The 22,864-nt window shown below is 51.8% G+C and carries 21 protein-coding genes; 9 read left to right on the top strand and 12 right to left on the bottom strand.

Going from position 1 to position 22,864, the window contains the following annotated elements:
* Positions 1-6 precede the first annotated feature (6 nt).
* The gene (locus ACO0LO_RS11040; protein ID WP_422964279.1) at positions 7-1,029 is read right to left on the bottom strand and encodes a 3-oxoacyl-ACP synthase III family protein; all 1,023 of its coding nucleotides are present in this window, start codon (positions 1,027-1,029) and stop codon (positions 7-9) included.
* A gap of 584 nt (positions 1,030-1,613) precedes the next feature.
* Here ACO0LO_RS11040 and ACO0LO_RS11035 point away from each other — a divergent pair.
* Together ACO0LO_RS11035 and ACO0LO_RS11030 are read left to right on the top strand one after the other, a co-directional pair.
* Entirely contained in the window at positions 1,614-3,134 is a 1,521-nt protein-coding gene (locus ACO0LO_RS11035) for an oligosaccharide flippase family protein (RefSeq protein ID WP_422964278.1), read from the top strand.
* Complete coding sequence (locus ACO0LO_RS11030) at positions 3,116-4,078, top strand: glycosyltransferase (RefSeq protein WP_422964277.1); 963 nt, start codon at positions 3,116-3,118, stop codon at positions 4,076-4,078. The genes ACO0LO_RS11035 and ACO0LO_RS11030 overlap by 19 nt, the downstream gene beginning before the upstream one ends.
* Positions 4,079-4,199: 121 nt before the next feature.
* On the opposite strand, the gene ACO0LO_RS11025 is transcribed toward ACO0LO_RS11030, so the two are convergent.
* The 6 genes from ACO0LO_RS11025 to ACO0LO_RS11000 form a co-directional block, all read right to left on the bottom strand.
* Positions 4,200-5,252 carry a glycosyltransferase family 2 protein gene (locus tag ACO0LO_RS11025; protein ID WP_422964276.1) on the bottom strand — a complete coding sequence of 351 codons (1,053 nt, stop codon included), beginning with the start codon at positions 5,250-5,252 and terminating at the stop codon, positions 4,200-4,202.
* Positions 5,219-6,145, bottom strand: coding sequence for an NAD-dependent epimerase/dehydratase family protein (locus tag ACO0LO_RS11020; protein ID WP_422964275.1), 927 nt, complete (start codon positions 6,143-6,145; stop codon positions 5,219-5,221). Before ACO0LO_RS11020 ends, ACO0LO_RS11025 begins: the two co-directional genes overlap by 34 nt.
* 15 nt (positions 6,146-6,160) lie before the next feature.
* Positions 6,161-7,303: a glycosyltransferase family 4 protein gene (locus ACO0LO_RS11015; RefSeq protein ID WP_422964274.1), complete on the bottom strand. Its 1,143-nt coding sequence runs from the start codon at positions 7,301-7,303 to the stop codon at positions 6,161-6,163.
* Positions 7,287-8,174: a glycosyltransferase family 2 protein gene (locus ACO0LO_RS11010; RefSeq protein ID WP_422964273.1), complete on the bottom strand. Its 888-nt coding sequence runs from the start codon at positions 8,172-8,174 to the stop codon at positions 7,287-7,289. Before ACO0LO_RS11010 ends, ACO0LO_RS11015 begins: the two co-directional genes overlap by 17 nt.
* Positions 8,175-8,260: 86 nt before the next feature.
* Positions 8,261-10,219, bottom strand: a complete 1,959-nt coding sequence (locus ACO0LO_RS11005) for a hypothetical protein (RefSeq protein ID WP_422964272.1) — start codon at positions 10,217-10,219, stop codon at positions 8,261-8,263.
* Between the two features lie 127 nt (positions 10,220-10,346).
* Positions 10,347-10,805: a pilin gene (locus ACO0LO_RS11000; RefSeq protein WP_422964698.1), complete on the bottom strand. Its 459-nt coding sequence runs from the start codon at positions 10,803-10,805 to the stop codon at positions 10,347-10,349.
* Between the two features lie 507 nt (positions 10,806-11,312).
* On the opposite strand from ACO0LO_RS11000, the gene ACO0LO_RS10995 reads away from it, so the two are divergent.
* On the top strand, positions 11,313-12,896 hold the full coding sequence (locus tag ACO0LO_RS10995; protein WP_422964271.1) for a Wzy polymerase domain-containing protein: 1,584 nt from the start codon (positions 11,313-11,315) through the stop codon (positions 12,894-12,896).
* Positions 12,897-12,906: 10 nt separating this feature from the next.
* Here ACO0LO_RS10995 and moaC read toward each other — a convergent pair whose 3' ends face one another.
* Positions 12,907-13,431 carry a cyclic pyranopterin monophosphate synthase MoaC gene (gene moaC / locus ACO0LO_RS10990; protein ID WP_422964270.1) on the bottom strand — a complete coding sequence of 175 codons (525 nt, stop codon included), beginning with the start codon at positions 13,429-13,431 and terminating at the stop codon, positions 12,907-12,909.
* Positions 13,432-13,606: 175 nt separating this feature from the next.
* Here moaC and ACO0LO_RS10985 point away from each other — a divergent pair, with 175 nt between their 5' ends.
* Positions 13,607-15,052 carry a M48 family metalloprotease gene (locus tag ACO0LO_RS10985; protein WP_422964269.1) on the top strand — a complete coding sequence of 482 codons (1,446 nt, stop codon included), beginning with the start codon at positions 13,607-13,609 and terminating at the stop codon, positions 15,050-15,052.
* A 5-nt stretch (positions 15,053-15,057) separates the two neighbouring features.
* Here ACO0LO_RS10985 and ACO0LO_RS10980 read toward each other — a convergent pair whose 3' ends face one another.
* From ACO0LO_RS10980 to ACO0LO_RS10965, 4 genes are all read right to left on the bottom strand, one after another.
* Positions 15,058-15,681: a DUF2946 family protein gene (locus ACO0LO_RS10980; protein WP_422964268.1), complete on the bottom strand. Its 624-nt coding sequence runs from the start codon at positions 15,679-15,681 to the stop codon at positions 15,058-15,060.
* Positions 15,682-15,698: 17 nt separating this feature from the next.
* The gene (locus ACO0LO_RS10975) at positions 15,699-16,655 is read right to left on the bottom strand and encodes a YheT family hydrolase (protein ID WP_422964267.1); all 957 of its coding nucleotides are present in this window, start codon (positions 16,653-16,655) and stop codon (positions 15,699-15,701) included.
* 83 nt (positions 16,656-16,738) lie between these two features.
* On the bottom strand, positions 16,739-17,170 hold the full coding sequence (locus tag ACO0LO_RS10970) for a YybH family protein (protein WP_422964266.1): 432 nt from the start codon (positions 17,168-17,170) through the stop codon (positions 16,739-16,741).
* A gap of 65 nt (positions 17,171-17,235) precedes the next feature.
* On the bottom strand, positions 17,236-17,433 hold the full coding sequence (locus ACO0LO_RS10965) for a zinc-finger domain-containing protein (protein ID WP_422964265.1): 198 nt from the start codon (positions 17,431-17,433) through the stop codon (positions 17,236-17,238).
* Between the two features lie 242 nt (positions 17,434-17,675).
* Between ACO0LO_RS10965 and ACO0LO_RS10960 the strand changes: the two genes are divergently transcribed.
* The 5 genes from ACO0LO_RS10960 (at position 17,676) to fba (ending at position 22,760) form a co-directional block, all read left to right on the top strand.
* Positions 17,676-18,416 carry an AzlC family ABC transporter permease gene (locus tag ACO0LO_RS10960; RefSeq protein WP_422964264.1) on the top strand — a complete coding sequence of 247 codons (741 nt, stop codon included), beginning with the start codon at positions 17,676-17,678 and terminating at the stop codon, positions 18,414-18,416.
* Complete coding sequence (locus ACO0LO_RS10955; protein WP_422964263.1) at positions 18,413-18,736, top strand: AzlD domain-containing protein; 324 nt, start codon at positions 18,413-18,415, stop codon at positions 18,734-18,736. Before ACO0LO_RS10960 ends, ACO0LO_RS10955 begins: the two co-directional genes overlap by 4 nt.
* A gap of 145 nt (positions 18,737-18,881) precedes the next feature.
* Complete coding sequence (locus ACO0LO_RS10950) at positions 18,882-20,072, top strand: phosphoglycerate kinase (protein ID WP_422964262.1); 1,191 nt, start codon at positions 18,882-18,884, stop codon at positions 20,070-20,072.
* A 55-nt stretch (positions 20,073-20,127) separates the two neighbouring features.
* Positions 20,128-21,558, top strand: a complete 1,431-nt coding sequence (gene pyk, locus ACO0LO_RS10945; protein WP_422964261.1) for a pyruvate kinase — start codon at positions 20,128-20,130, stop codon at positions 21,556-21,558.
* Between the two features lie 137 nt (positions 21,559-21,695).
* Positions 21,696-22,760 (top strand): class II fructose-bisphosphate aldolase, encoded by a 1,065-nt coding sequence (gene fba / locus ACO0LO_RS10940; protein WP_422964260.1) that lies wholly within the window; start codon positions 21,696-21,698, stop codon positions 22,758-22,760.
* Positions 22,761-22,864 lie beyond the last annotated feature (104 nt).

Below are 22,864 nucleotides of genomic sequence, written 5' to 3'. Positions count from 1 at the left end.
ATTAATCTAAAACAATTCAGCAATAGTTCCTCCCCACGAATACCCAACTCCAAAACCTAATAGCAGCGCAGTGTCGCCTGCTTTTATTTGTCCGCTTTTCTTGGCGCGGGCAATGGCGATTGGAATGGTAGAAGAAACTGTATTACCTACAGTATCCATCTCTATTATAAATTTCTCTGGAGGAATTTTTATTTTTCTTCGTAATGCTTCCAGCATGAATTGATTGGCTTGATGGAATATGACGTGATCAACTTCGTCTATGGTTTTCCCCGCCGACTCAAGAAGCTGGCGAAAAACCTTGGGTACAGAGGATAAAGTGAAATTCATTACTTCCGGACCATCCATGAACAAATTCACCTTGCTGCGGGTGTTTCCCGACTCGTCCGTATATTCAGCAGTCGCCTCCAGCCTATGCCGTTCGCGGAACCCTCCGGACGGCACAATCAGGTTTTTTGCACCGGCCCCGTTTGTGCCCAGCACAAACGGGCCGAGCTTTGAATTTAGACTTTCGACAGAGGAAATCAGCGTTGCAGCGGCGCCGTCTCCAAATAAAGTCCTGACACTGCGGTCTTTAGGATGAATGAGTTTTGAATACGTATCAGCGGTTAATAGCAATACGTTTTTTGCGATACCTGTCTCGATCAACCCTTTGGACAGCGAGAGGCCATATACATAGCCTGAACATCCTATATTGATGTCCAATGCGGCACAAGATGTTGGTAGATTCAAACGGTCTTGCAGTAGGCAGGCGCTGCTGGGCAAAAAATAGTCAGGTGTCTGGCTGCAAAAAATCAAGAAATCGATACCCGATTTTTCTATGTTATTCGAATCAAAAAGTTTGTTTGCAGCCAAATAGGCTAAATCTGCTGCAGTCTCACCATCCGCTGCAATGTGTCGCTCGTATACTCCGGTTTTTTCAAGGATTTTTTCTGCAGACCATTCTTGGAATACCCCTGCCAGCTCCTTATTAGATAAGATGCTGGCTGGTAAGTGATATTCGACTGCCTGAATTTTTGCAAAAGCATGCATGTTATTTTTTGCAATTCGCCGTAAGTTGATTGTTGTGGCTCTCTTGGGCCAACTTCTATAGACCGATCTCTGGAAAATGCATTTTTAAATCAATTGGCTTTTAGGAAAGCTAAAAATCTATGAGCGACCAAGACTCGCTATCAGCCGTCAGGCGTGATGCAATGCTTAATTCCAATACATGCGGCATTCTATTTATATCTTACCCGGAGATTAGTTGATTGTAAGATAGTAAACCTATCCGGCGCCAAAAGGTGAATGACGCTGATCTAACTTGTGAAATGCGACTGCTCGCGTTTCGTTTTCGTGGACAAGACGAGACGAAAATCAGACAATCTTCTTCTAATCATTGCCAAGCGGCCATTTTTTACCCCAGTTAGCAAATGCGTATATCAAAATTGGCTTTCCTCTTGGAAATTTTAACAATACGGCGTGAAGGTCTGCCTTGTTTGTGGTTGCGATTGCGGTCGACTTGAAATGGCGATGACCTACCTATCCGTGTTTAAAATTATTTTCTTCACGCTGTTGTTCCGCCCATTTTATATACGAAAATTTGACCAAACGCCCGAGGGAATAAGGCCCATGCAATGACGCCACTGCTACGCAATATAGTTGCCAACTATACTAGTCAACTGTACGTAATTCTGATTGGTCTGGCAGTGGTCCCGCAGTATATAAAATACATGGGGATTGAGGCTTATGGCGTCATTGGCTTTTTTGCGATGCTGCAATCGTGGATGAGTTTGCTGGACTTGGGCCTGTCTCCGACGCTGGGCCGTGAGGCTAGTAAGCTAAAGGCGGGGGTAACACGTGCCGGCGTCCTGAAATTATTTCTGCGCTTCCTTGAAACACTGTTTTCGTTTACGGCCCTGGTGGTCGTTGCATTGTCATGGATTCTGGGGCCTTGGATTGCGTCGTCCTGGCTCAAATTGGAATCCTTGAGTCCGTCTGATGTCGCTCTATGTGTTGTTTTGGTCGCTTGCATCATAAGCTTGCGTCTTTTGTCGGGCATCTATCGCGGTGGATTGCTAGGGATGGAGCGTCAGGTCGTCGCAAACGTAATTGCCGTCATTGCTGCCACCCTGAAGTCCCTTGCAGTATTGCCGCTGCTGATTTGGGTGACGCATTCTATCCTTGCTTTTTTCCTTTTCCAGTTAGTGGGAGCGATAGTCGAAATTGTGTTGATGCGGATAGCATTCGTCAAAGCACTGCCGAGTGTCGCAACAGAAAAATTTCAATGGAATTTATTACGTGAACCCTTGCGTTTTGGCGTAGGCTTGGCATTTTTAAGCGGGGTCTGGATAGTGATCAGCCAATCAGACAAACTTATACTATCCCATATTCTATCAATGCAAAACTTTGGAGAATTTATGCTGGCTACCTCAGTGGCATGGGGGGCATATTCTTTGATCTCTCCGCTGCAGCAGGCAGTGCTTCCACGTCTGGTAGTGTTTTTTGAGCAAAACCAGCACGATAAATTCGTTTTGTTGTACAGACAGACGACGATGCTGATGGCTGCTATCTTGGCCGGCGTTGCCGGTACAATGGCCGCGTATCCCGAACATGTATTGTTTGCCTGGACAGGCAATCTCACGGTGGCCGCGCGCGCTGCGGACATTTTAAGATGGTATGTGTCAGGTAGCGGCTTCATGGCCCTCGCCGGCATGGCTTATGTGCTGCAGCATGCCAGAGGAGATGTGCGAATGCATATCAGAGGGAATCTGCTGAATGTATTTATCCTGATTCCTTCCACAATTGCGTTGACATTGAAGTTTGGTGCTATAGGAGCTGCGATCACCTGGGCCGTAACCAATCTTTTCTTCCTGATTTTCTGGACCCGCATCGTTCATAAAAAGTTTCTGCCGGAAATTGCCAACAGCTGGTTGACCAGGGATATTTCCCCGGCATTGTTAGTTGGAGCCCTACTTTGCGTTGCCGCTCATCAGTTGAATTGGCCGGTATCCTCCAGATTACTTTCATTTGCCGGCCTCGCCGTATTAGTCGTAGCCACTACCGGGTTCCTCTTATTCATTCAAGCGGAAACGAGAAGGATAATGTCGTTTTTCCTTAGGGGGATCGTGAAAATTTTATGCACAAAGAACGTTTAAAAATATCTGTCTGCATTGTTACGTACAACCATGCCGCTTATATTCACGATTGCTTATCTAGCGTCATCGCTCAGCAAGTCGATGCCGAGCTGGAAGTCCTTGTTGGAGATGATTGCTCTTCTGATGAAACCCGGACAATTATTAAACAGTTCTCCGATAAATATCCCGAGATGATCTACCCCATTTTTCATAAAGAAAATCTAGGGAGTACTCGCAATTATCAATATTTGATTAATGAAGCCAGCGGCGACTATATTGCTCAACTCGATGGAGATGATTTCTGGCTGCCAGGAAAATTGCGCGCACAGTTAGGTTTTTTGGAAGAAAACCGGGAATGTTCTGCTGCCTACACGAATGCAATTGTCATTAACAATTCTGGTGACCTGATTGCCAAATTTAATGGTGAGTTACCGCCGCAGTTTGATTTGAATTTTCTACTAGAAAAAGGCAATTTTTTAAATGCCAGTTCCGTGATGTATCGAGCGCACTGCAAATACCAAGTGTTGAAAGTCGATGGGCCGATATTGGATTTTCATGCACACGTTTTGCTTGCGAGTCAGGGATATCTTGGCTATGTTAATAAGGTATTGGTTGCTTATAGGCTCAATTCGACCACATCGATTACTACTGCTAGAAGAGATTTATTGATGGAACTGTATTGGAAAGGCATATTGAGTGCGTGGAAACTCGGAGCCGATGAGAATGCTTTGCGCCATTGCATGATAGGATTTTATAGAAGCCTGATCAGGTCCGCCCTGACACGGGGCAGACTTAAAGAGGCGCTGCTGGTGTCTGACAGAATGGCTACGGAATGCCCATTGGTAACGAGGAAATTATTTATTTTATCTGTAATGACCTTGCCGCTCTTTTTAGCCAAAGAAATGTGTCGCATGCTGGGGCGGCGCATTTTCAAGGGTGGGGCAGAAATTTTGTTTGATCGTTGACACGGGTATTGAGCTGGTTTAAGCACAAATATCTGAAATCAATTCTTGGAATTTTTATCTGCTACTAACAGGATATTTGATAAAGATATGGCATGACCTCGGAATTTTATTGAGCTTGCATCTAACGAACTTCAGGAAAACCATACCGCCAAAGCATGCTGAGCTTATATGGCATGAGATCAAATACTGAAAGGAATTTGTTCATGTCGATATGTGGACGCGCTTGAATTTTTTGACGGAGCTGCTGCAGCCTTTTTCGTTCTACCCACTGAGCTTTGATGCATGCCCAATAGATGTCTTTATATAGGCTGGGTTTGCCCTTCAGCATGGCTAAAATCATTCCCTCCATAAGCAATAGGGCGAGATGTATTGGAAAAATGAGCTGAAATACCGGGGCTGGGTATGTGAGGGTCATCACGAAAGTCTTATTTCGTTCGGAGAGGACGCGGCGGCTTAGTTTGGTTGTCAGGCGATTATTGAATACTTTCCCACCTCCTAGGCTTTTGCCCACCCAATGCCTGAAACCTGAATCAGGTAAGGCCTTTACGGTATGGCCGTAGAACCTTGCCAGGCAACATAGGTACATATCTTCTGCCAATGATTCGAACCAATCCGGGAACCCCCCTAGCTCATCCCATAAGGAGCGAGACAGCCACAGGCAGGCACCGATAATCATGCCTATTTGTGGCTCATCCCTATCGCGGTTGGGAATAGAATTGAGGAACAAGTCAAATCTACTCCCAATGTCTATCAATTCGTTTGTGTCAGCATCGTATTGAGGTAAGCCCAGAATTGCAGGCTTTCCTAGGCTTTCCGCCGCGGCATGTAAGGTAGATAGGCCATCGGGAAAAAGCTCGGCATCGTTATTCAGCAACAGGATATAACGACCTTTGGCAATATCCACCATGCGATTATTGGAGATGCAGAATCCGACATTTTCGGCGCTAGTGATCAGAACGATTCCCGGATAATTTTTTCTTATATGTTCCACCGAGTTGTCTGTTGATGCGTCGTCGTGAATAATAATTTCGACGGGGAAGCTACAATCCTGTGCCAGTACAGATTTTATGCAGGCATCAATAAATGCAATTCCGTTGTAATTGGCGATGCAAACGGAACAGAGGGGCGGGAAGGCATGTATCATTTCTGTTGATGTGTCTTGAGCCAGTTCCATGTTAATTCCAGACCTTGTTCAAGCTGAACCTTAGGGCGCCAATTTAATAGGTGCCCCAGGCGTTGCGTGTCGAGCACGATCGCTTTCACATCCAACTGGCGCGAGGGCATATACTGCGTTGCCAGTTTTATTTTACATACTGACTGGATAGCCCGCAGTACATGATTGACGCTATGTCCTTGCCCGTATCCCAGATTGTAGGTGTCTGCGAGCGATGGGTTTTCTATGAGTTGAACGCAAACTTCCACAAGGTCATCGATGAAGATAAAGTCCCTGATGACTTCTCCATCACCCCAAATTTCCAGTAAGCTGCCGTGCATCGCATGTTCCAGCATGGTGCGGATTATTCCAAAGCCAGGGCGGAACGGCTGGCCGGTGCCATATACGTTGGATGGCCTCAATATCGTCACGGCACCGCCTCCCTGACCCTGATAGGCTTGCAGAAACGCTTCGATAGCCACCTTACCGGCACCATAATACGACTGGGGAGAAAACGGCTGATTTTCGGATACAGGAGTGTTGGCTGAGGTTCCATAGAATGTACCTCCAGATGAAAAGAAAATCAGATGACGTTCTTCAAATTCCCGCAGCACCTCCAGCAAACGCAAGGTGGGAAGGATGTTTTGCATTGCTTCCATTGAGGGTTGTTGGATCGAGGTACCCGGAGTGGTTGTTGATGCCGCATGAATGATTGTGCCGCAGAAGGGGAGTATTTTGCGCAGCAAATTAACGTCGTCGATGCTACCTCTATGCATGGTGAGGTTGGCCACAGTGACGGGCTCTGCATGTCGTGCCAGGACGTGTACCTGGTGGCCATCTCGTGACAGGCGCCGTCCGAGTGCCGTACCTAGAAAACCTGTTCCGCCGATGATCAGTATGCCGTCTGGTTTCATGTGCTTATCACCCCGTTAGGCCTTGGCCAGATCCATATACGCTAGTTTATATCGCATTCCACAGTCGTCCCAGGTACCTACTTCTTTGGCGATCCATGCTTGGGCCGATTTCCCTATCGAAACATTGTTTTCGATCGAATCAAGATGCTCAAGTGCAGATTGCAAGCTTGCTCTTGAGGTGGCAATCCAGCCAGTTTTTTGATGCTCGATCAAATCCTTGTGTGCAGGTAGATCCGATGCAATTACTGGTAAACCTGCAGCCATCGCCTCCAGCAAGACCTGGGGACGGCCTTCATCGTGCCGACTCAGTGTGATCAATCCGGCAGCTTCAGGAAACCAGGTCTGTTGTAATTCCGTAGGGTTGGTCGGTCCGTGGTATTTGACCCAGGAGGGGAGTTCAATTGTCTCCTGCATCGGCCCGAAAAGGTGTAGTTCCCGCGCGCCATTGAATAAGCCCTCACCCCAGGTCAGCAGATTACCGATTTTCTTGTTGGTCAGCCGGGTTACCGCCAGCCATTTTTGAGGAGGTCCTTGTTCGATTTTCCTGCTTAAGTTAAACCATTTCTTTTCGACGCCAAACGGAATAGCCTTAATTTCCGCAATATCGCCGAAAACGGCTTGTAGTTTAGGTACCATCCAAGCTGCATTTGGCGCCATAATGCACTTTCGCTGCCTAATCACCATACGCAACAGAGTTATCATGCCCGGTGCTTGCAGCAGGCTGAAATCCGTTCCCAGGATGGTAATGAGAGCAGGAGTTTGGTTCCCCCAAAGAGGAAGTGCATTTTGCAGCCAGTTTACGTGAACGACGTCGGCTATTGATTTTTCCCTATAGACTCGTCTAAGGCCCAACAAAAGACCCGCGACATGACTTAATCCAGCCAGTTTCTTATTCCTGAGTATCTGCGCAATGCCTCCTAATGCAGTCATTTTTGACAGGCGTTCGGATTCCGCTGCAGATGCAGCATAGCGCACTCGCGCAGGAAACTCCCCGGGGGGAGACCAGACGGAGAGCTGGAGTTCCGGCAAGGCATCCAAGGCTTGAACCATATCGGCAATAAAACGGCCTTGCCAATCTTTCTCACTTTTAGGGTAGGAAGTACTGACCAATAAAACCTTCAGTGGTAGTGTCGTCCGGGTGCTAGTGCTGGGGCTCATCGTTCTGGCCCGCATTGTCGCTATCCTTGTAGTGCAAAGCCGACACTTGCTCGGACACGATACCTATGAGAAAGGTCAATATGGCAGAAATGAACATCAAAGCGCTCATATTGGTAAAGCGATGGATGGATAAAAATGTGTACAGGTAGTAACAGGCGCCTGTCAGGAAAAAAGAAAAACTAACAGGCAGAAACAATTTTTGTGGCGAGTACAAGGTGCCGATCTTGACAATGATCAACAGGAATCTCAACCCGTCTTTCCAGACGTTGACATGGCTTTTCCCTATTCGCTTAGGCGCGTGTATTGGTACATAGGCAATCCCGAATCCGGCTCGGAAGAAGCTCATGGTTATCGTTGTCGGATAAGAAAACGTATTTGGCAGCAGATAAAGGAATTTGCGGAATTTATCTGCCTTGACTGCGCGAAAACCAGACGTGAGGTCATGAATTTTCTGGCCGACCATCCAACTGGATAGGCGATTATAAAACCCGTTTGCGAAGGCTCGATGAACTCCTGCCTGCGATTCGTAATCTCTTGCGCCGACTGCCATGTCGTAGCCAGTAGAAAGTTTTTCCAGTAAGCGCGGAATATCTTCTGGCTTATGTTGCCCATCAGCATCCATAAAGACCAGGATTTTTCCAAGTGCATGTCGCGCCCCAGTCTTTATAGCGGCGCCATTGCCCTTGCTATAAGGATGGTTGATTATACGGACTAGATTAGTCTCACACACTGTAATGGTATCGTCCGTCGAGCCATCGTTGATTACGATAATCTCGGTATCCGGCATTACCCGTTTTAGCTCCGGTAACAAGGTAATAAGGGACAATGCCTCATTTTTTGCTGGAAGTATGATAGATAGTTGATCGCGCATAGATGTTCGGGAGTCCGTTTCCTAACTGTTTGGGAGTCGAATTTGACTAATTCAGTTGAACCGGTTTTTTAGTGGAGTAGTTTTTCTCAACGCTGGTTCGTCAAAGCTTCGGAAATTTTTTTACTTACTGTCTCAATTTGTTTTTTATATTTGTTTAAGGTGTCTAGATCTTGTAGCTTCAAGATCTCAATCTTTGCTTTTTCAAATTGTCGCGTCGCGGTACAAAATTCTATCAAGGTCATCCTGTATTCCAGTTGATTAGGAGCCACTTCGATAGCTTCTTGCATAACTTCCGTAGCTTTTGGATAATTTGCAGTTATGTTAACTAGATAATAGCTGTAAACCGTTAGAATTGAAGCTCTTGTGATCGTCTTTGCAGATGGATTGTCCAGGCTCGCTTTTAGTAAACCTTCGATTTCGTTATCGGAAAGCTTACAAATACTATCCATGCGGCAAGTTATTAGCGAAATTAGTGAGTCTGTTGTTGATGGGGCCGGAGGCGAATATCTCAAACGATGCCTTAATTCTTCAACCCATTCTGGCTGAATCGGTTGACTCCTGATCGCGCTCAATTTAATTAGACCGACCAGGGCGCTTGTAAAGTTTGGATCGAGTTTGCTTGTTTTTTCATAGTAGGAGCGTGCTAAAGTATAGTTATAAGCAAGGGCTTCAGGAACGGGTGTTTCGATGCTACCAAACATGGTGCCCATTTCAAGATTTGTCCTTGCTGAACTAGGATGATGCCTTACTTCACTCGAGTACAAATCAAAGGGATTAGCCCAATCATGCGACCGGGAATGTGTTACAACCCCAAATAGCGAAATTAGCATTAATGCGGCCAGTCGCCTGATTTTTAAAATGGCAATGTTTTCGAGAGGAAATAAAACATAGTAAAACAAAGCAAAAATAGGGCCGAACATTGGTAAATAATTACGATGTTCATGAGCAATTTCCAAGCCAAAGACAGTTGATTCAAGAATATGGCCGGTGAAGAAAAATAAGACGCCAAAAGAGAGAGCAGGGAATTTTTTTCTGGAGATGAACGCACCTGCTAGCATCAATATGATTGCAATAATCGATGTTAGCGTGCTGAAGGGATCGAGTAATCCATGCGATAGGGGAATATCGTCATGATACAAGCCTAGGTCGGAGATGCCTGGAAGCAGAATAAGCTTTAGGTAATAACAAAGCACCCTCGCTTCCGTCATAACGCGTTCAGCGAGCGTGAAGTCACGGATAGAATATACCCCGGTTATCCATTGAGGATGGAGCGCTGTGTATGCAAGTGCGATGGTAGCGGGAAGCACAACGCACGCTGCAAAGAAAATCGTCAAGAATATGCAGTTCGCCCGTGCTTTTGTTTTAAAATTTAAGAGAGTTAGTTCTGCAACCAAAAATAAAAGAGGTAATAAAGCACCGGTTTCTTTACTCAATATCGCTAGAGGAGCGAAAACGAGCAAGCTGATGACAATAAGGATTTCGCTAGAACCGCTTTCAATCTGCTTTAACCTTCCCCGCAGATAGATCACTAACCCCCATATGCAGAACAATGCTGAAAGAGAAGTCATTCGCTGTACAGTGTAGAGTACACTCGTCAAACTTAGGGGATGAAACAGCCACGCCGCTGTGACGAAAAGACTTACGATGTCCTGTTGATATGTCGCTAAGGATGAATTAGAGCGAGTTTGAAGGACTTTCAAAATTGAAGAACTTAGGCAAAAAATCCCAATTCCGCACAATATGTGGATGACGAGATTGGTTAGCTTAAAATAATAGCTATTGTAGCCAGTTACATAGTAATTTAATGCGAAGCTTAGCATGCTGACGGGGCGGCTTAACGGCCCGCTTGCACTTGAAAATGCAGCTTGCCAAAGCGTTTTCCAGTGGAGATTTTGAATGGCGATGCCACTGTTATTTGTTATGTTCGGGGCATCATCAAATATGAACGGACCCGATAATCCAGGCTTGTAAGCAAAATAAGTCAAACCTGCAATAATTGCTAATGCGGCCAATAAAAGAAAAAGTCGATGTTTAACTATTGGCATGAAATGTTGCTTATTTTCCGTAAAATTCGACACCAGATTGCAGGAATTGGAACTATGAGAAGCTATATTGCTATCCAAAAAAAAAGGAGCCGATATAGGCTCCTTTTTTTTGAGTGAGCGTAACTAATTAGGTTTTTGGCAAATATTTTGGTGCAACAGTACTATTTGTATCAACTGTCCAAGTCATACCGCTGCCTGCTGCACATGTACCTTGATAAATAATTGTGGCGTTATTGGCAACATTGTTACCAATAGCGTTATAAGTGATAGTGATAGTACCGCCAGCATTCGATGCTTTACCGATAGCATCAACTTTTTGAACGTATTTGTTATCAGTAATTGATATATTTTTTGGCAAACCCAACGAAGTATTTGCAAATGTACCAGTTAATGTACCTTCGCTGCAAGCAACGCCCAGCGCGGTCATTGCAGGGCTGGCTAAGCTTGGGCCTGCAGAAACTTTAGCCTTTACGGTGTAATCCTGGTAAGCAGGAATAGCCACTGCAGCCAGAATACCGATAATCGCTACCACGATCATCAATTCGATCAGCGTGAAGCCCTTTTGTGCCGCTTTTACTGCCTTCATGGAAAGGCTGCGTTGTCTTGTGTTCATAGTGAACTCCTAATAAGGTGATGATTGTGAAACAATTCTGGGGTTTGATAATGCCTATGCTGTTGAGCAAGTAATGTGCCTGAGAGTTTTTTTGCGAAAAAACTATATTTTATACACTATTATCGCTGAATCGCTCCGATAATTAGTGTTTCAGCACCATATTACTGACGGATTTTGCTGGTTTTGACAAAATTCGTCACTTTAAAGACAAGTGCTATCAATTTCTTGAAACCGTTTTAACTCTTCTGGGCAAATCTCTACCGCCCGTCACTACAAAAATAGTTCCAAACTAAAATTCCCTGCTTGCTATCATCCTGACTTCAGCTGTCATGATGCCCTTACCGTAAAATGCCCGAACAAAAGCAAATTCATCGCTCCCTATTGATCTTTGGGTTATTCATAATTGCCTCCTATATTAATCCGCAGCACATCCATCCGTTCCGTACTTATTACCACGACGCGCTGGCGCTGCTTGGATTGTTGTCGGCACTTGCAGTGCTGGCCTTTCGTGAAAAGTCGCAGCTGAATTTGCCGGGAATAATGGGTGTGCCGGTTGCCATTGCACTATTGATAAGTGCGCAGCTGCTATTCGGTCTGATAGAGCACCGTTGGGAAGTATTTATCGCCATGGCGTACCTGGCGCTGGCGGCGCTGGCGATGGTGTATGGGGCTACGGTGGCGGCGGAGCCTGGCGGGGATTTTAAAATTTGTCTGATGCTGGCGGCGGCGTTGTTACTGGCTGGCTTGCTGTCGGTGGTGATGCAAAATGCGCAATTTCTTGGGCTGGATCTGTCGCCTGTAGTCATGTATATCGCGCACAGCGCCAACATCGCTTTGCGACCGTACGCCAATGTCGCGCAGCCGAATCAACTGGCACTTCTATTATGTATGGCCTTGGCGGCGGTGTGGTGGCTGTATCAGCAATCCCGCTTGCCTGCTGCGGTAGCGGCGTTGCTGGCGGTGTTTCTGTTATGGGGACTGAGCCTGACGCAGTCCAGGATAGGCTGGATTATTTGTCCCGCATTTGTGGTGATGCTGTGGCCACGGCGGCGGCAAGAGAAGCCGGTGAGCGGGATATTGCTGATTGCGCTGATGCTGGCTTACATCGGCTTTGTGCTGGCAATGCCTGCTTTGTCCGCGATGGTCGGGGTAGACACCAAGTCGGTAGCGGAACATATAGGCGGCAGGTCGGAGCGGACCGTGCTGATGCAACAGGCTTTACAGATGAGCCTGCAGCATCCGTGGTTCGGCGTGGGCTGGTTTGGCTTCGGCTCCGAACAGGTCAGGATTGCCGCTGATTTTACGCCGACGACCTATGCCGAGCATTCGCATAACCTGATATTGAATTTTGCGGCAGAGCTGGGCTGGCCGGCAACCATTGCGCTGATTGCAGTATTGGCGGCATGGTATTTCAGTATGGCTCGGCAGGCAGGCCGGTCAGATTCATTCCGCTTTGCCAGCCTGGTGTTTGTGGCGGCATTGGTGCATAGCATGGTGGAGTTTCCGTTGTGGTATGCCTTTGTGCTGATCCCGGTGGCGGTGCTGATGGGCATGGTGCACCAAATGCATTGGCAAACAGAGCCGGTGCCTGTTGCACGCAAAAGCATGCTTGCAGTGGCAGTGCTGCCGATGATCGTGATGGCTGTGATGACGCTGGATTATCAGCGGGTGCAGGATGGATTTGCTGCGTTGCGCTGGGAGCAGGCCGGTTATACCTATGACAAAAAAGCGCTGGAGCAGCCTGAATTTACCTTGTATCCGTATTTCTTCGATTACTTCAAATTAATGAAGGTGCAGCCGCGCGAGGGCATGTCGGAGCAGGAAATTGCATTCGTTGAGCGCACGGGCTACCGCTTCGGTTTCGTGCACATATTAAATACGATGGCGGAAGTGTATGTGCTGAACGGGCAACCCCAAAAAGCGTTGCGCACCATGATTACGCTGCAGCGCCTGCACCCATTTTCTTATAACGCCTATTACGACTACTGGAAGGCCAAGGGGGCCGTCGATCCCGCAAGATATGGCTGGGTGTTCAGCCAGATGCCGCCGCGGGAACGGAACTAAGGGGTTTGGTTCAGCCGTCTATCAGGCTCACCCAATTCCCCGATTTCCCGCCATGCTTTTCCAGCACCCGCACATCGCCCATCACCATGCCGCGATCCACGGCCTTACACATATCGTAGATGGTTAGCAGGCCTACCTGGACGGCGGTTAAAGCTTCCATCTCCACGCCGGTCTTGCCGACGGTTTCTACCTGTGCTGTGCAGCTGACGCTGTTTTTCTGTTCGTCAATGCTAAAATCCACCGCGACCCGGGTCAGGGCGAGCGGGTGGCATAGCGGGATCAGGTCGGAGGTGCGTTTTGCGGCCATGATGGCGGCGATGCGGGCGATGCCCAGCACGTCGCCTTTCTTGGCGTTGCCCTGCTGGATGAGGGTCAGCGTTTCCGGCTTCATGCGGATGTGTCCGCTGGCAATGGCGACGCGGTGGGTTTCTTTTTTTTCCGCGACGTCGACCATGTGTGCCTGTCCGCTGCCGTCAAAGTGGCTCAGTTCGCCGGCGCTGGTGCTCGTGGTGTCGTTCTTTGATTGGGTGGACATCGATAAAAATATGAAACAATGGTGAATAAAGCAAGGAACATCCCGCCTCTGAAAGTATCATAGCATTGTGAAACCCCTATTCCTTATGCCCAGATTGAAATTATTGCCGGCGCTGCTGCAAAGCGCGCTTCTCGCGGGCTGTTGCCTGCTTGCGGGGGCTACGGCGCCAGGCACTGTGTTTGCGCAAAATCTTCCTACGCTGGGCGATACCGAGCGCGAAGAACTCTCGCCGTTGATGGAGCGCAAGCTGGGCGAGGAAATCATGCAAAGCGTCAGGACCGACCCGGATTACCTGGATGATGCGCCGGTACTGGAATACCTGAACAAGCTCGGCAATTCCCTACTGGCAACACGCCCCGAAGCGCGCGGGGAAACGCTCTACAATTTCGAATTTTTTGCAGTGCGCGATCCGGTACTGAATGCATTTGCACTGCCTGGCGGCTTTATTGGCATGCACTCCGGCCTGATCCTGGCGGCGCAGACCGAATCTGAACTGGCATCGGTGATGGGTCACGAAATCGGTCACGTCGCGCAGCGCCATATCGCGCGCATGATCGGCAGTCAGCGTGTGGATGCGCTGATCCCGCTGGCCTCGCTGATCCTCGCGGCGCTGGCCGCGAAATCCAGTCCTGATGCGGCGATGGCCCTTGCTGCGGGCGGCCAGGGGCTGGCCATCCAGCGGCAGCTTAATTTCAGCCGGGACGCAGAGCGGGAGGCAGACCGCGTCGGCTTCCAGATTCTGCGCGATGCCGGCTACGATACATCCGGCATGGTGGCGTTTTTTGGGCGCCTGCAGGCATCCAGCCGCAATTATAACGACGTGGTGCCGCCGTATTTGCGCAGCCATCCGCTGACGACGGAAAGGATTGCGGATATCCAGGCGCGCCAGCAGGGCCTGCGTTACAAACAGCACGTGGATGGGCTGGATTTTTTTCTGGCGCAGGCCAGGGTGCGGGTGTTGCAGGATCCGGGAACACAGGGCCTGATCGACACTTCTTACCTGTTTGATGCGCAATTGAAAAATCAGAAGGAAATCGATCGTATCGTTGCCCGCTATGGCCTGGCTTTCGTCGCCTACAAGCAGCACGATTTTGCAAAGGCGGGGCTGTTGTTGGATGAAGCCATGAAGCAGGTACAGCAGAACGCCAGGTATAAGGGCATCTTCAAGGAAACCAGCGCCTTCGCCGATTTATCCATCGACATCAAAATTGCCAGCAAGCAGCCTGCGCTGGCCGTCAAGGAGGCGGAGGAGGCGATGCAGCTGCTGCCTCTGTCGCGTGGCATTGCACAGCAATATGCAGAGGCTTTGCTGGCTGCAAAAAGGGAGGATGACGCAGCGCGCTTCCTGCGCGACCAGGTGCAGCTCTATCGGCAGGAACCCAGCCTGTACAAGCTGCTGGCCAAAGCCTATTCCGCGCAGGGCAAGCAGGCGCTAGAGCACATGTCTCTGGCGGAAGCTTATGCACTGAACGGCGCCTTGCCGGGAGCGCTGCAGCAACTGGACATTGCGCGCCGCGCGCCGGATGCGCAGTATTACGATCAGTCCGTCATTGATGCGCGTGAGCGCGAGTGGAAAGAAAAGCGCCGCCAGGAGCTGGAAGACGAAAAAAAGCGTAAATAGAGCCGCTATCCGGCAGCGTCTTCGTCTGGCTGCGGGGCTTGCACGAAGCCGTATCGCTGAGCCAGGCCAGCCAGCTCCGCATGCTGTATGGCTATCTGCTTGTCATAGGGCGCAGGCAGCCTGATGTACAGGGTGTCGGCTGACGCCGGCGTCTGTTCCAGCCATTCAAGTAGTTCTTCGTCCCCGGCAGGCTGACCTGCCAGCCGCATCATGCCCAGGCATCCGGCCATATCCCTGTCGTCCACTTGCGCGACAATTTCGCCGGCTCGTAGGACTAGTTTGCCGTCGCTTGTCAGCCACGCCTGCTCCACATCTGCCAGCGGCATGCCGGTATGCAGCACAAAGCCGAATTCCGGTGAGCTGTAGGCAATATAAGGCGTGGCATCCAGATTGACGTAGACCCGTTGCGGGCCGTTCTGGAAATACCAGCGGCCTTGGGCATCATGCAGGTAGTTGCGGTTGATAAAGCCGAGCAGGGTTGCATGGGCAATCTTGTCGCCCGGCAGCTTCAGCGCCTGCGCGCGCTCGTCCCGCATGCGCCAGGCGCCGCGGGCGTCCAGCGCCAACCAGCCAAAGCAATGCGGCACATTGGGCCAGCGGGCCATTGCCTGTCGCACGATGTCATCCATTTGCATCTCCTTGCCTTTTAAGATTTGCCGTCAAAGAAGTGCAGTATTTTTTGCGGCAGCCAGTCTATGCTGCCGGGCACCGATCCTGCCGCAAAGCCCACATGGCCACCGTATTCGGGATAATCCAGCACGACTGCGGAAGATGCCTTGCGCGGCAGGTGCCTGCCGGGAAGGAAGGGGTCGTTCAGGGCGTTCAGCACCAGCGTCGGCACCGTGATGTCGGTCAGTATATGCTTGGCGCTGGCGCGGTTCCAGTAATCATCGGTATCGCGGTAGCCGTGTAGTGGCGCGGTGACGACATTGTCGAATTCATACAGGTTCCGGGCGCGCATTAAAGCTTCGCGGTCAAACAGGCCGGGAAACTGTTCCAGCTTGCGCAGGCATTTCGGCTTCAGCGTTTTCAAAAACATGCGGGTGTACATCATGTTGATGCCTACCGACAAAGACACGCCGCCTTGCGCCAGGTCCAGCGGTGCGGAAACGGATACTGCGGCATCCACGATCTCTGCCTGGTGCTGCGATTCGCCTATCCAGCGCAGCAAGGCATTGCCGCCCAGCGACACGCCGCCGGCAAAAAAACGGGCGCCCGGGTGACGCTGCTGGTGGCCCTGGTGCAGCCGCCGGACTATCCAGTCAATTTCCTGCGCGTCGCCGGAATGGTAAAAGCGCGGCGCCTTGTTCAGTTCGCCTGAGCAGCCCCGGAAGTGCGGCACCGCGCCGGACCAGCCGCGCTCTTGCAGCAGCGCCATCAGTGCCCGCGCATAGTGGCTGTCGGAAGATCCTTCCAGCCCATGAAACAGGACCACGAAAGGCTGGCCGGGTTGGCCATCGACAAAGTCGACGTCGATGAAATCCCCATCTGGAGTATCCCAGCGTTCCCGGCGGAACTGGACTGCAGGCTTGCGGATGAAAAGGGCAGGGTAGATGGTTTGCAGATGCCCGGTCGGCAACCAGCGGGGCGCTTGATAATTCATTGTTCCAGACTATGTGTTACTTGTTGCCTGTTGCAAAAACGGATGCAGGCCGGCATTGCCAATACGTGGCGCCGGCATTGATGCTAGTGCAGTACACTGGCCTTCAAGATTTCAGGTGGCGGTTTGCCGGCCGCGATCGATGCATGGTGGGTCGCAATCCTCCAGCCGCGCGGTGTCTTGATATATACATTGGTGGCCAGGATATGGATGTCCTGCGATGCATCGCTGCCGTTGTCGACTTCTTCAACAACGCTATGTACCGAGCTCAGCATGTTATGCGTCGCGTGCAACTGCACTGGTCGTATATGCACGCTGCCCCGCTCAAAAATCGCTTCCCACGAGGCGCGTATCGCTGCATGGCCGATAAGCCGCGGTGCGCCGGGATGGATGCAGACGATTTCATCATCTTCGGCCCATAAGGCCATCAGGCCTTCCAGGTCGGCACGGCTGAGTGCATCGTAAAAGGCGCTTTCAACCTCATCGGCGCTTCCGTTCAATTGTTTCTTGACTGGCATGGTGGCCTGCTTTGCTAGGTTGGGCCGCATGCCCGGTGATGGAGTGAGGTGCGGCAAGTCCCGGGTCAGTGGCCCTTGATCACTTCGCCGGCAGCCAGTTTGTACTGGGTGCCGCAATAGGCGCAGGTCGCCGTGCCGCCATGCGACAAGTCCAGGTACACGCGCGGATGGGAAGACCACAAAGGCATGGCCGGGTTAGGGCAGTGCGCCGGCAGATCCTTGGCTTTCAGTTCTACAACGGCGAGAGGCGCGGTTGCTTGCATGGTGTTCTCCAGTTTCAATAAGTACGGTAAGTGCGGTAAAGACAATGCGCGGCGGATAAGCATGCTGATTTGTTCCCGCATCTGTCAGCCGCGCGATGCCATGATTTTAACGGATAGCCAACCGGGCGTCAGCATACAAGTGTTTTCCTAGTAAAATAACAAGCCCTCGTTCTGCGGCCGTCACGCGCTTTTCCGTGTTGTTGGCACACTTACGCAGGCAGACCGGCAAAATAAGGATGGGCATGACCGAAACAGCAAGTACGGAAATTGAAAAAGCCGCCTTCCGCGAGGCGGTGAAGACCGGGGGCGCGACGTTGTTCGGCATTGGCGCGTGGGGGTTGGTGGTCGGCGTGGCGATGATCAAAGCCGGCCTGACGGTGCCGCAGGCGCTGGGCATGACCTTCCTGGTGTTTGCCGGTTCGGCCCAACTGGCCTCCCTGCCGTTGATTGCTGCTCACGCACCTGCCTGGGTCATTTTTCTCACCGCGCTGGTTGTTAATCTGCGTTTCGTGATCTTTTCAGCAATCCTGGCGCCGCATTTTTCCTATTTGCCCTGGCGCCAGCGCGCCTGGCTGGGGTATTTGTCGGGCGACGTATCGGTTGGCCTGTTTATCTACCGCTACCCGGAACCCGGCTATGATCCGCGCAAGCTGCCTTACCTGAAGGGATTGCTGCTGCCTAACTGGACTTCGTGGCAGGTCGGCTCGGTCATCGGCATCCTGCTCGGTAGCCAGGTGCCGGCCAACTGGGGTCTTGGTTTTGCAGGCACGCTGGCCATCCTGTGCATCATGCTGCCGCTGGTCATGAACAAGGCGGCACTGGTTGGCGTGGTGGTAGCCGGGGCCATTGCGCTGGCTACCATCCACATGCCTTATAAGCTGGGTTTGCTGATATCAGTGCTGGCCGGCATGGCAGTAGCGATGGCGGTGGAAGAGTGGCTGGAAAAGCGGCATGCAAGTTCCACCGGCAAGGAGCAGGCATGAGCGACGTTGAAGTCTGGAGCGTCATTATCCTGCTGGGAGTAGCGACGTTTATTGCCCGCAGTTCATTCTGGCTGGTCGGCCACCATATCAACCTGCCGAAAAGGGTGCAGGAAGCCTTGCGCTATGCGCCGGCCTGCGCGCTGGCGGCTATTATCGTTCCGGACCTGATGCTGGCCAATGGCGAGATCGACGTTGCCATCAGCAATCCGCGGCTGGTGGCGGGGCTGGCGGCAACGGCATTCTTCCTCGTCAAGCGCAATATGCTGCTGACTATTTTCTTCGGCATGGCTGTCTACACTTATATCCGGCTTGGTTTGTAGGCTTGCGGGGCGTGGCCCGCGCCCAATGTTGATTTGTTGAATTTTTTGCAACAAATATTGCGGAGCAAGTACGAAAACCATGTAGTCCTGACGGTGGCTTTGGTAAAATACTGGTCTTATCTCTTTTTTACCAGCCACCACCTCCATGCAATTTAATCGACTCAGCGACTTAATCGCAGGCAAGCAGCTTCAGGGCAAACGTGTATTTATCCGTGCGGATTTGAATGTGCCGCAAGACGATAACGGCAATATCACCGAAGATACGCGCATACGTGCGTCCGTTCCCGCGATCAGGGAGGCCCTGCAAGCCGGCGCCGCAGTCATGGTGACATCGCATCTGGGGCGCCCGACGGAAGGCGAATTCAAGCCTGCAGACTCGCTGGCGCCGGTCGCCAAGCGGCTGTCGGAACTGCTGGGTGTCGACGTTCCTTTAAGGCAGAACTGGGTGGAGGGCGTGAAAGTGGACGCAGGCCAGGTCGTTCTGCTGGAGAATTGCCGCGTCAACAAGGGCGAAAAGAAAAATGACGATGCACTGGCGCAAAAAATGGCCGCGCTGTGCGATATCTACGTGAACGACGCTTTCGGCACGGCCCACCGGGCAGAGGCCACCACGCACGGCATCGCCAAATATGCAAAAATTGCTTGCGCCGGCCCGCTGCTGTCTGCCGAGCTCGACGCGCTGGGCAAGGCGCTGGGCCAGCCGGCCAGGCCGCTGGTTGCCATCGTCGCAGGCTCCAAGGTGTCCAGCAAACTGACCATCCTCAAATCCCTGGCCGACAAGGTGGATAATCTCATCGTCGGCGGCGGCATTGCCAATACCTTCATGCTGGCAGCCGGCCTTAAAATAGGCAAATCGTTGGCCGAAGCCGATCTGGTGGAAGAAGCCAAAGCCATCATCGACATAATGGCAAAGCGCGGCGCTTCAGTGCCCATCCCGACTGACGTGGTCTGCGCCAAGGAATTTTCTCCGACGGCAATCGCCACCGTCAAACCGGTCAATGCGGTGGAAGACGACGACATGATCCTGGATATCGGCCCGGTGACGGCAGCAACGTTGGCGGCACAGATCAAGCAAGCCGGCACCATCGTGTGGAACGGCCCGGTAGGCGTATTTGAATTCGACCAGTTCGGCAACGGCACCCAGGTGCTGGCGCAGGCAATTGCCGAATCCAGCGGCTTTTCCATCGCCGGCGGCGGCGATACGCTGGCGGCGATTGCCAAATACAGCATCACCGACAAGGTCGGCTATATCTCCACCGGCGGCGGCGCCTTCCTTGAGTTTTTGGAAGGCAAGACCTTGCCTGCGGTAGAGATACTGCTGCAAAGAGCGCAATAAGACGGAAGCAGCTATAGACAGCTATAGGCAATTATAAGAACCCCCAGGAGACTTGATGTTACGCGGAACAAAGATCGTTGCAACAATAGGACCAGCCTCCAGCGACCCGGCAGTGCTGAAGCGCATGCTGCTGGCTGGCGTCAACGTTGTGCGCCTGAATTTTTCGCACGGCAAGGCACAAGACCATATTGACAGGGCAACGATGGTGCGTGAGGCCGCAGCGGAATGCGGCCGTGAAATCGCCATCATGGCAGATCTGCAAGGCCCCAAGATCCGTATCGGCAAGTTTGAAAACGGCAAGATAGAGATCGACAAGGGCGACAAGTTCATCCTGGATGCAGAGTGCCCATTGGGAAACCAGGACCGCGTGGGCCTGGATTACAAAGCCTTGCCGCGCGACGTGCGTCCGAATGACGTGCTGCTGCTGAATGATGGCCTGATCGTGCTGATCGTCGACAAGATCGTCGGCAGCGAGATCCATACTACCGTCCGCATAGGCGGCGAACTGTCGAACAATAAAGGCATCAACCGCCAGGGTGGCGGGTTGACCGCGCCGGCGCTGACGGCGAAAGACATGGAAGACATCAAGACTGCGATGTCCTTCCAGGCGGACTATGTCGCCGTGTCTTTCCCCAAGAACGCCACTGATATGGAAATGGCGCGTCAGCTAGCCAACATCGCCGGTGAGGCCTACGGCCACAAGCCGATGATGATTGCCAAGATAGAGCGTGCCGAAGCGATTCCGCTGTTGCAGGAAATCCTGGATGCCTCGGACGGCATCATGGTGGCGCGCGGTGATCTGGCAGTGGAAGTCGGCAATGCCGCCGTGCCTGCCTTGCAAAAACGCATGATCAAGATGGCGCGTGCGTCCAATAAGATCGCGATTACCGCAACCCAGATGATGGAGTCGATGATCTTCAACGCCGTGCCTACCCGCGCCGAAGTATCCGACGTGGCCAATGCCGTGCTGGACGGCACCGACGCGGTAATGACCTCGGCGGAAACCGCTTCCGGCCGCTATCCGGTGGAGACGGTGGAAGCAATGGCCGCCATCTGCCAGGAAGCGGAAGCTTTCCAGGAGTGCAAGCTGGATGCGGATTTCATGAACCAGACATTCACCCGCATCGATCAGTCCATTGCCTACGGTGCGCTGTTCACGGCCTACCATCTGCGGGTCAAGGCGATTGCCGCATTGACGGAATCCGGCTCCACAACGCTGTGGATGAGCCGGCACATGATCGACATTCCCATCTTTGCGATGACACCCAGCATTGCTACCCAGCGCAAGGCCGCGCTATACCGCAATGTACAGACATTTGAATTGCCTGCGTCGACCGACCGGGAAGCCGTACTGAAAGCCGCAGAGAACCTGCTACTGGAAAACGGCGTCGTCAACAAGGGCGACATGATCGTCGTTACCTGGGGCGAACCCATGGGCGAAGTGGGCGGCACCAACTCCCTGAAAATTGTCAGGGTTGGCGAATAATAAAACGCAGATTGAATGCAGCATGTGCATGTGCGCGGAATGAGTGAAGCTGGCGCGGCGCCTAAACCGGGCGCAGGTCGCTGAGCAGCTTGTACCGGTTGAAAGATTTTTAATTGTAGTACCTTGGGAGAACCATTATGCCACTCGTATCCATGCGCCAATTGCTGGACCATGCCGCTGAAAACGGTTATGGATTGCCAGCCTTTAACGTCAACAACCTGGAGCAGGTTACTGCGATCATGGAGGCAGCCGATGAGGTCGGCGCACCGGTAATCATGCAAGCGTCTGCAGGTGCTCGCAAATATGCAGGCGAAGCCTTCCTGCGCCATCTGATTTCGGCCGCTGTGGAAGCTTATCCGCATATTCCTGTCGTCATGCACCAGGACCATGGCCAGTCGCCGGCAGTCTGCATGGCGGCGATCAAATCCGGCTTTACGTCGGTGATGATGGACGGTTCGCTGATGGAAGACGGCAAGAGTGTCGCCAGCTATGAATACAACGTGGAAGTTTCGCGCAAGGTCGTGGAATTCTCGCATGCAATCGGCGTGACGGTGGAAGCGGAACTGGGTGTACTCGGTTCGCTGGAAACCATGATGGGCGACAAGGAAGACGGCCACGGCGCTGACGGCAAGATGACGCGCGAACAGTTGCTGACCGACGTTGCGCAGGCGGCCGATTTCGTCAAGCTGACGCAATGCGACGCCCTGGCGATCGCCATTGGCACATCGCACGGCGCTTACAAGTTCTCGCGCAAGCCTACCGGCGATATCCTGGCGATAGACCGCATCAAGGAAATTCACCAGCGTATCCCCAATACGCATCTGGTCATGCACGGTTCTTCTTCCGTGCCGCAAGAATTGCTGGAAGAGATCCGCCAGTTTGGTGGCGACATGAAAGAAACCTACGGTGTGCCGGTGGAAGAAATCGTTATCGGCATCAAGCACGGCGTGCGCAAGATCAATATCGACACCGATATCCGTCTGGCAATGACTGGCGCCATCCGCCGCTACCTGGCTGAAAATCCAGGCAAGTTCGACCCGCGCGATTACCTGAAACCTGCGCGTGAAGCCGCCAAGCTGGTGTGCAAGGCACGCTACCTGTCGTTTGGCTGTGAAGGCCAGGCCGGCAAGATCAAGCCGCTGGCACTGGAAAAAGTCGCAGAGCAGTACAAAAAAGGTAGTCTGGCGCAGATCGTCAACTAAGCCCTGCAAGTATCAACCCGGCATTGGCCGGGCCGCATAGCACCCAGGGCGCGTCGAATTCAACCGGCTGCGCCCTCGGCACTTTTGGCAGCATATTGTTTTAC

The sequence above is a fragment of the Undibacterium sp. TJN25 genome (assembly GCF_049339885.1).
Lineage (GTDB): Bacteria > Pseudomonadota > Gammaproteobacteria > Burkholderiales > Burkholderiaceae_D > Undibacterium.
Note: the sequence above shows the minus strand (reverse complement) of the source record. Positions and strands in the feature narration are given on the sequence as shown.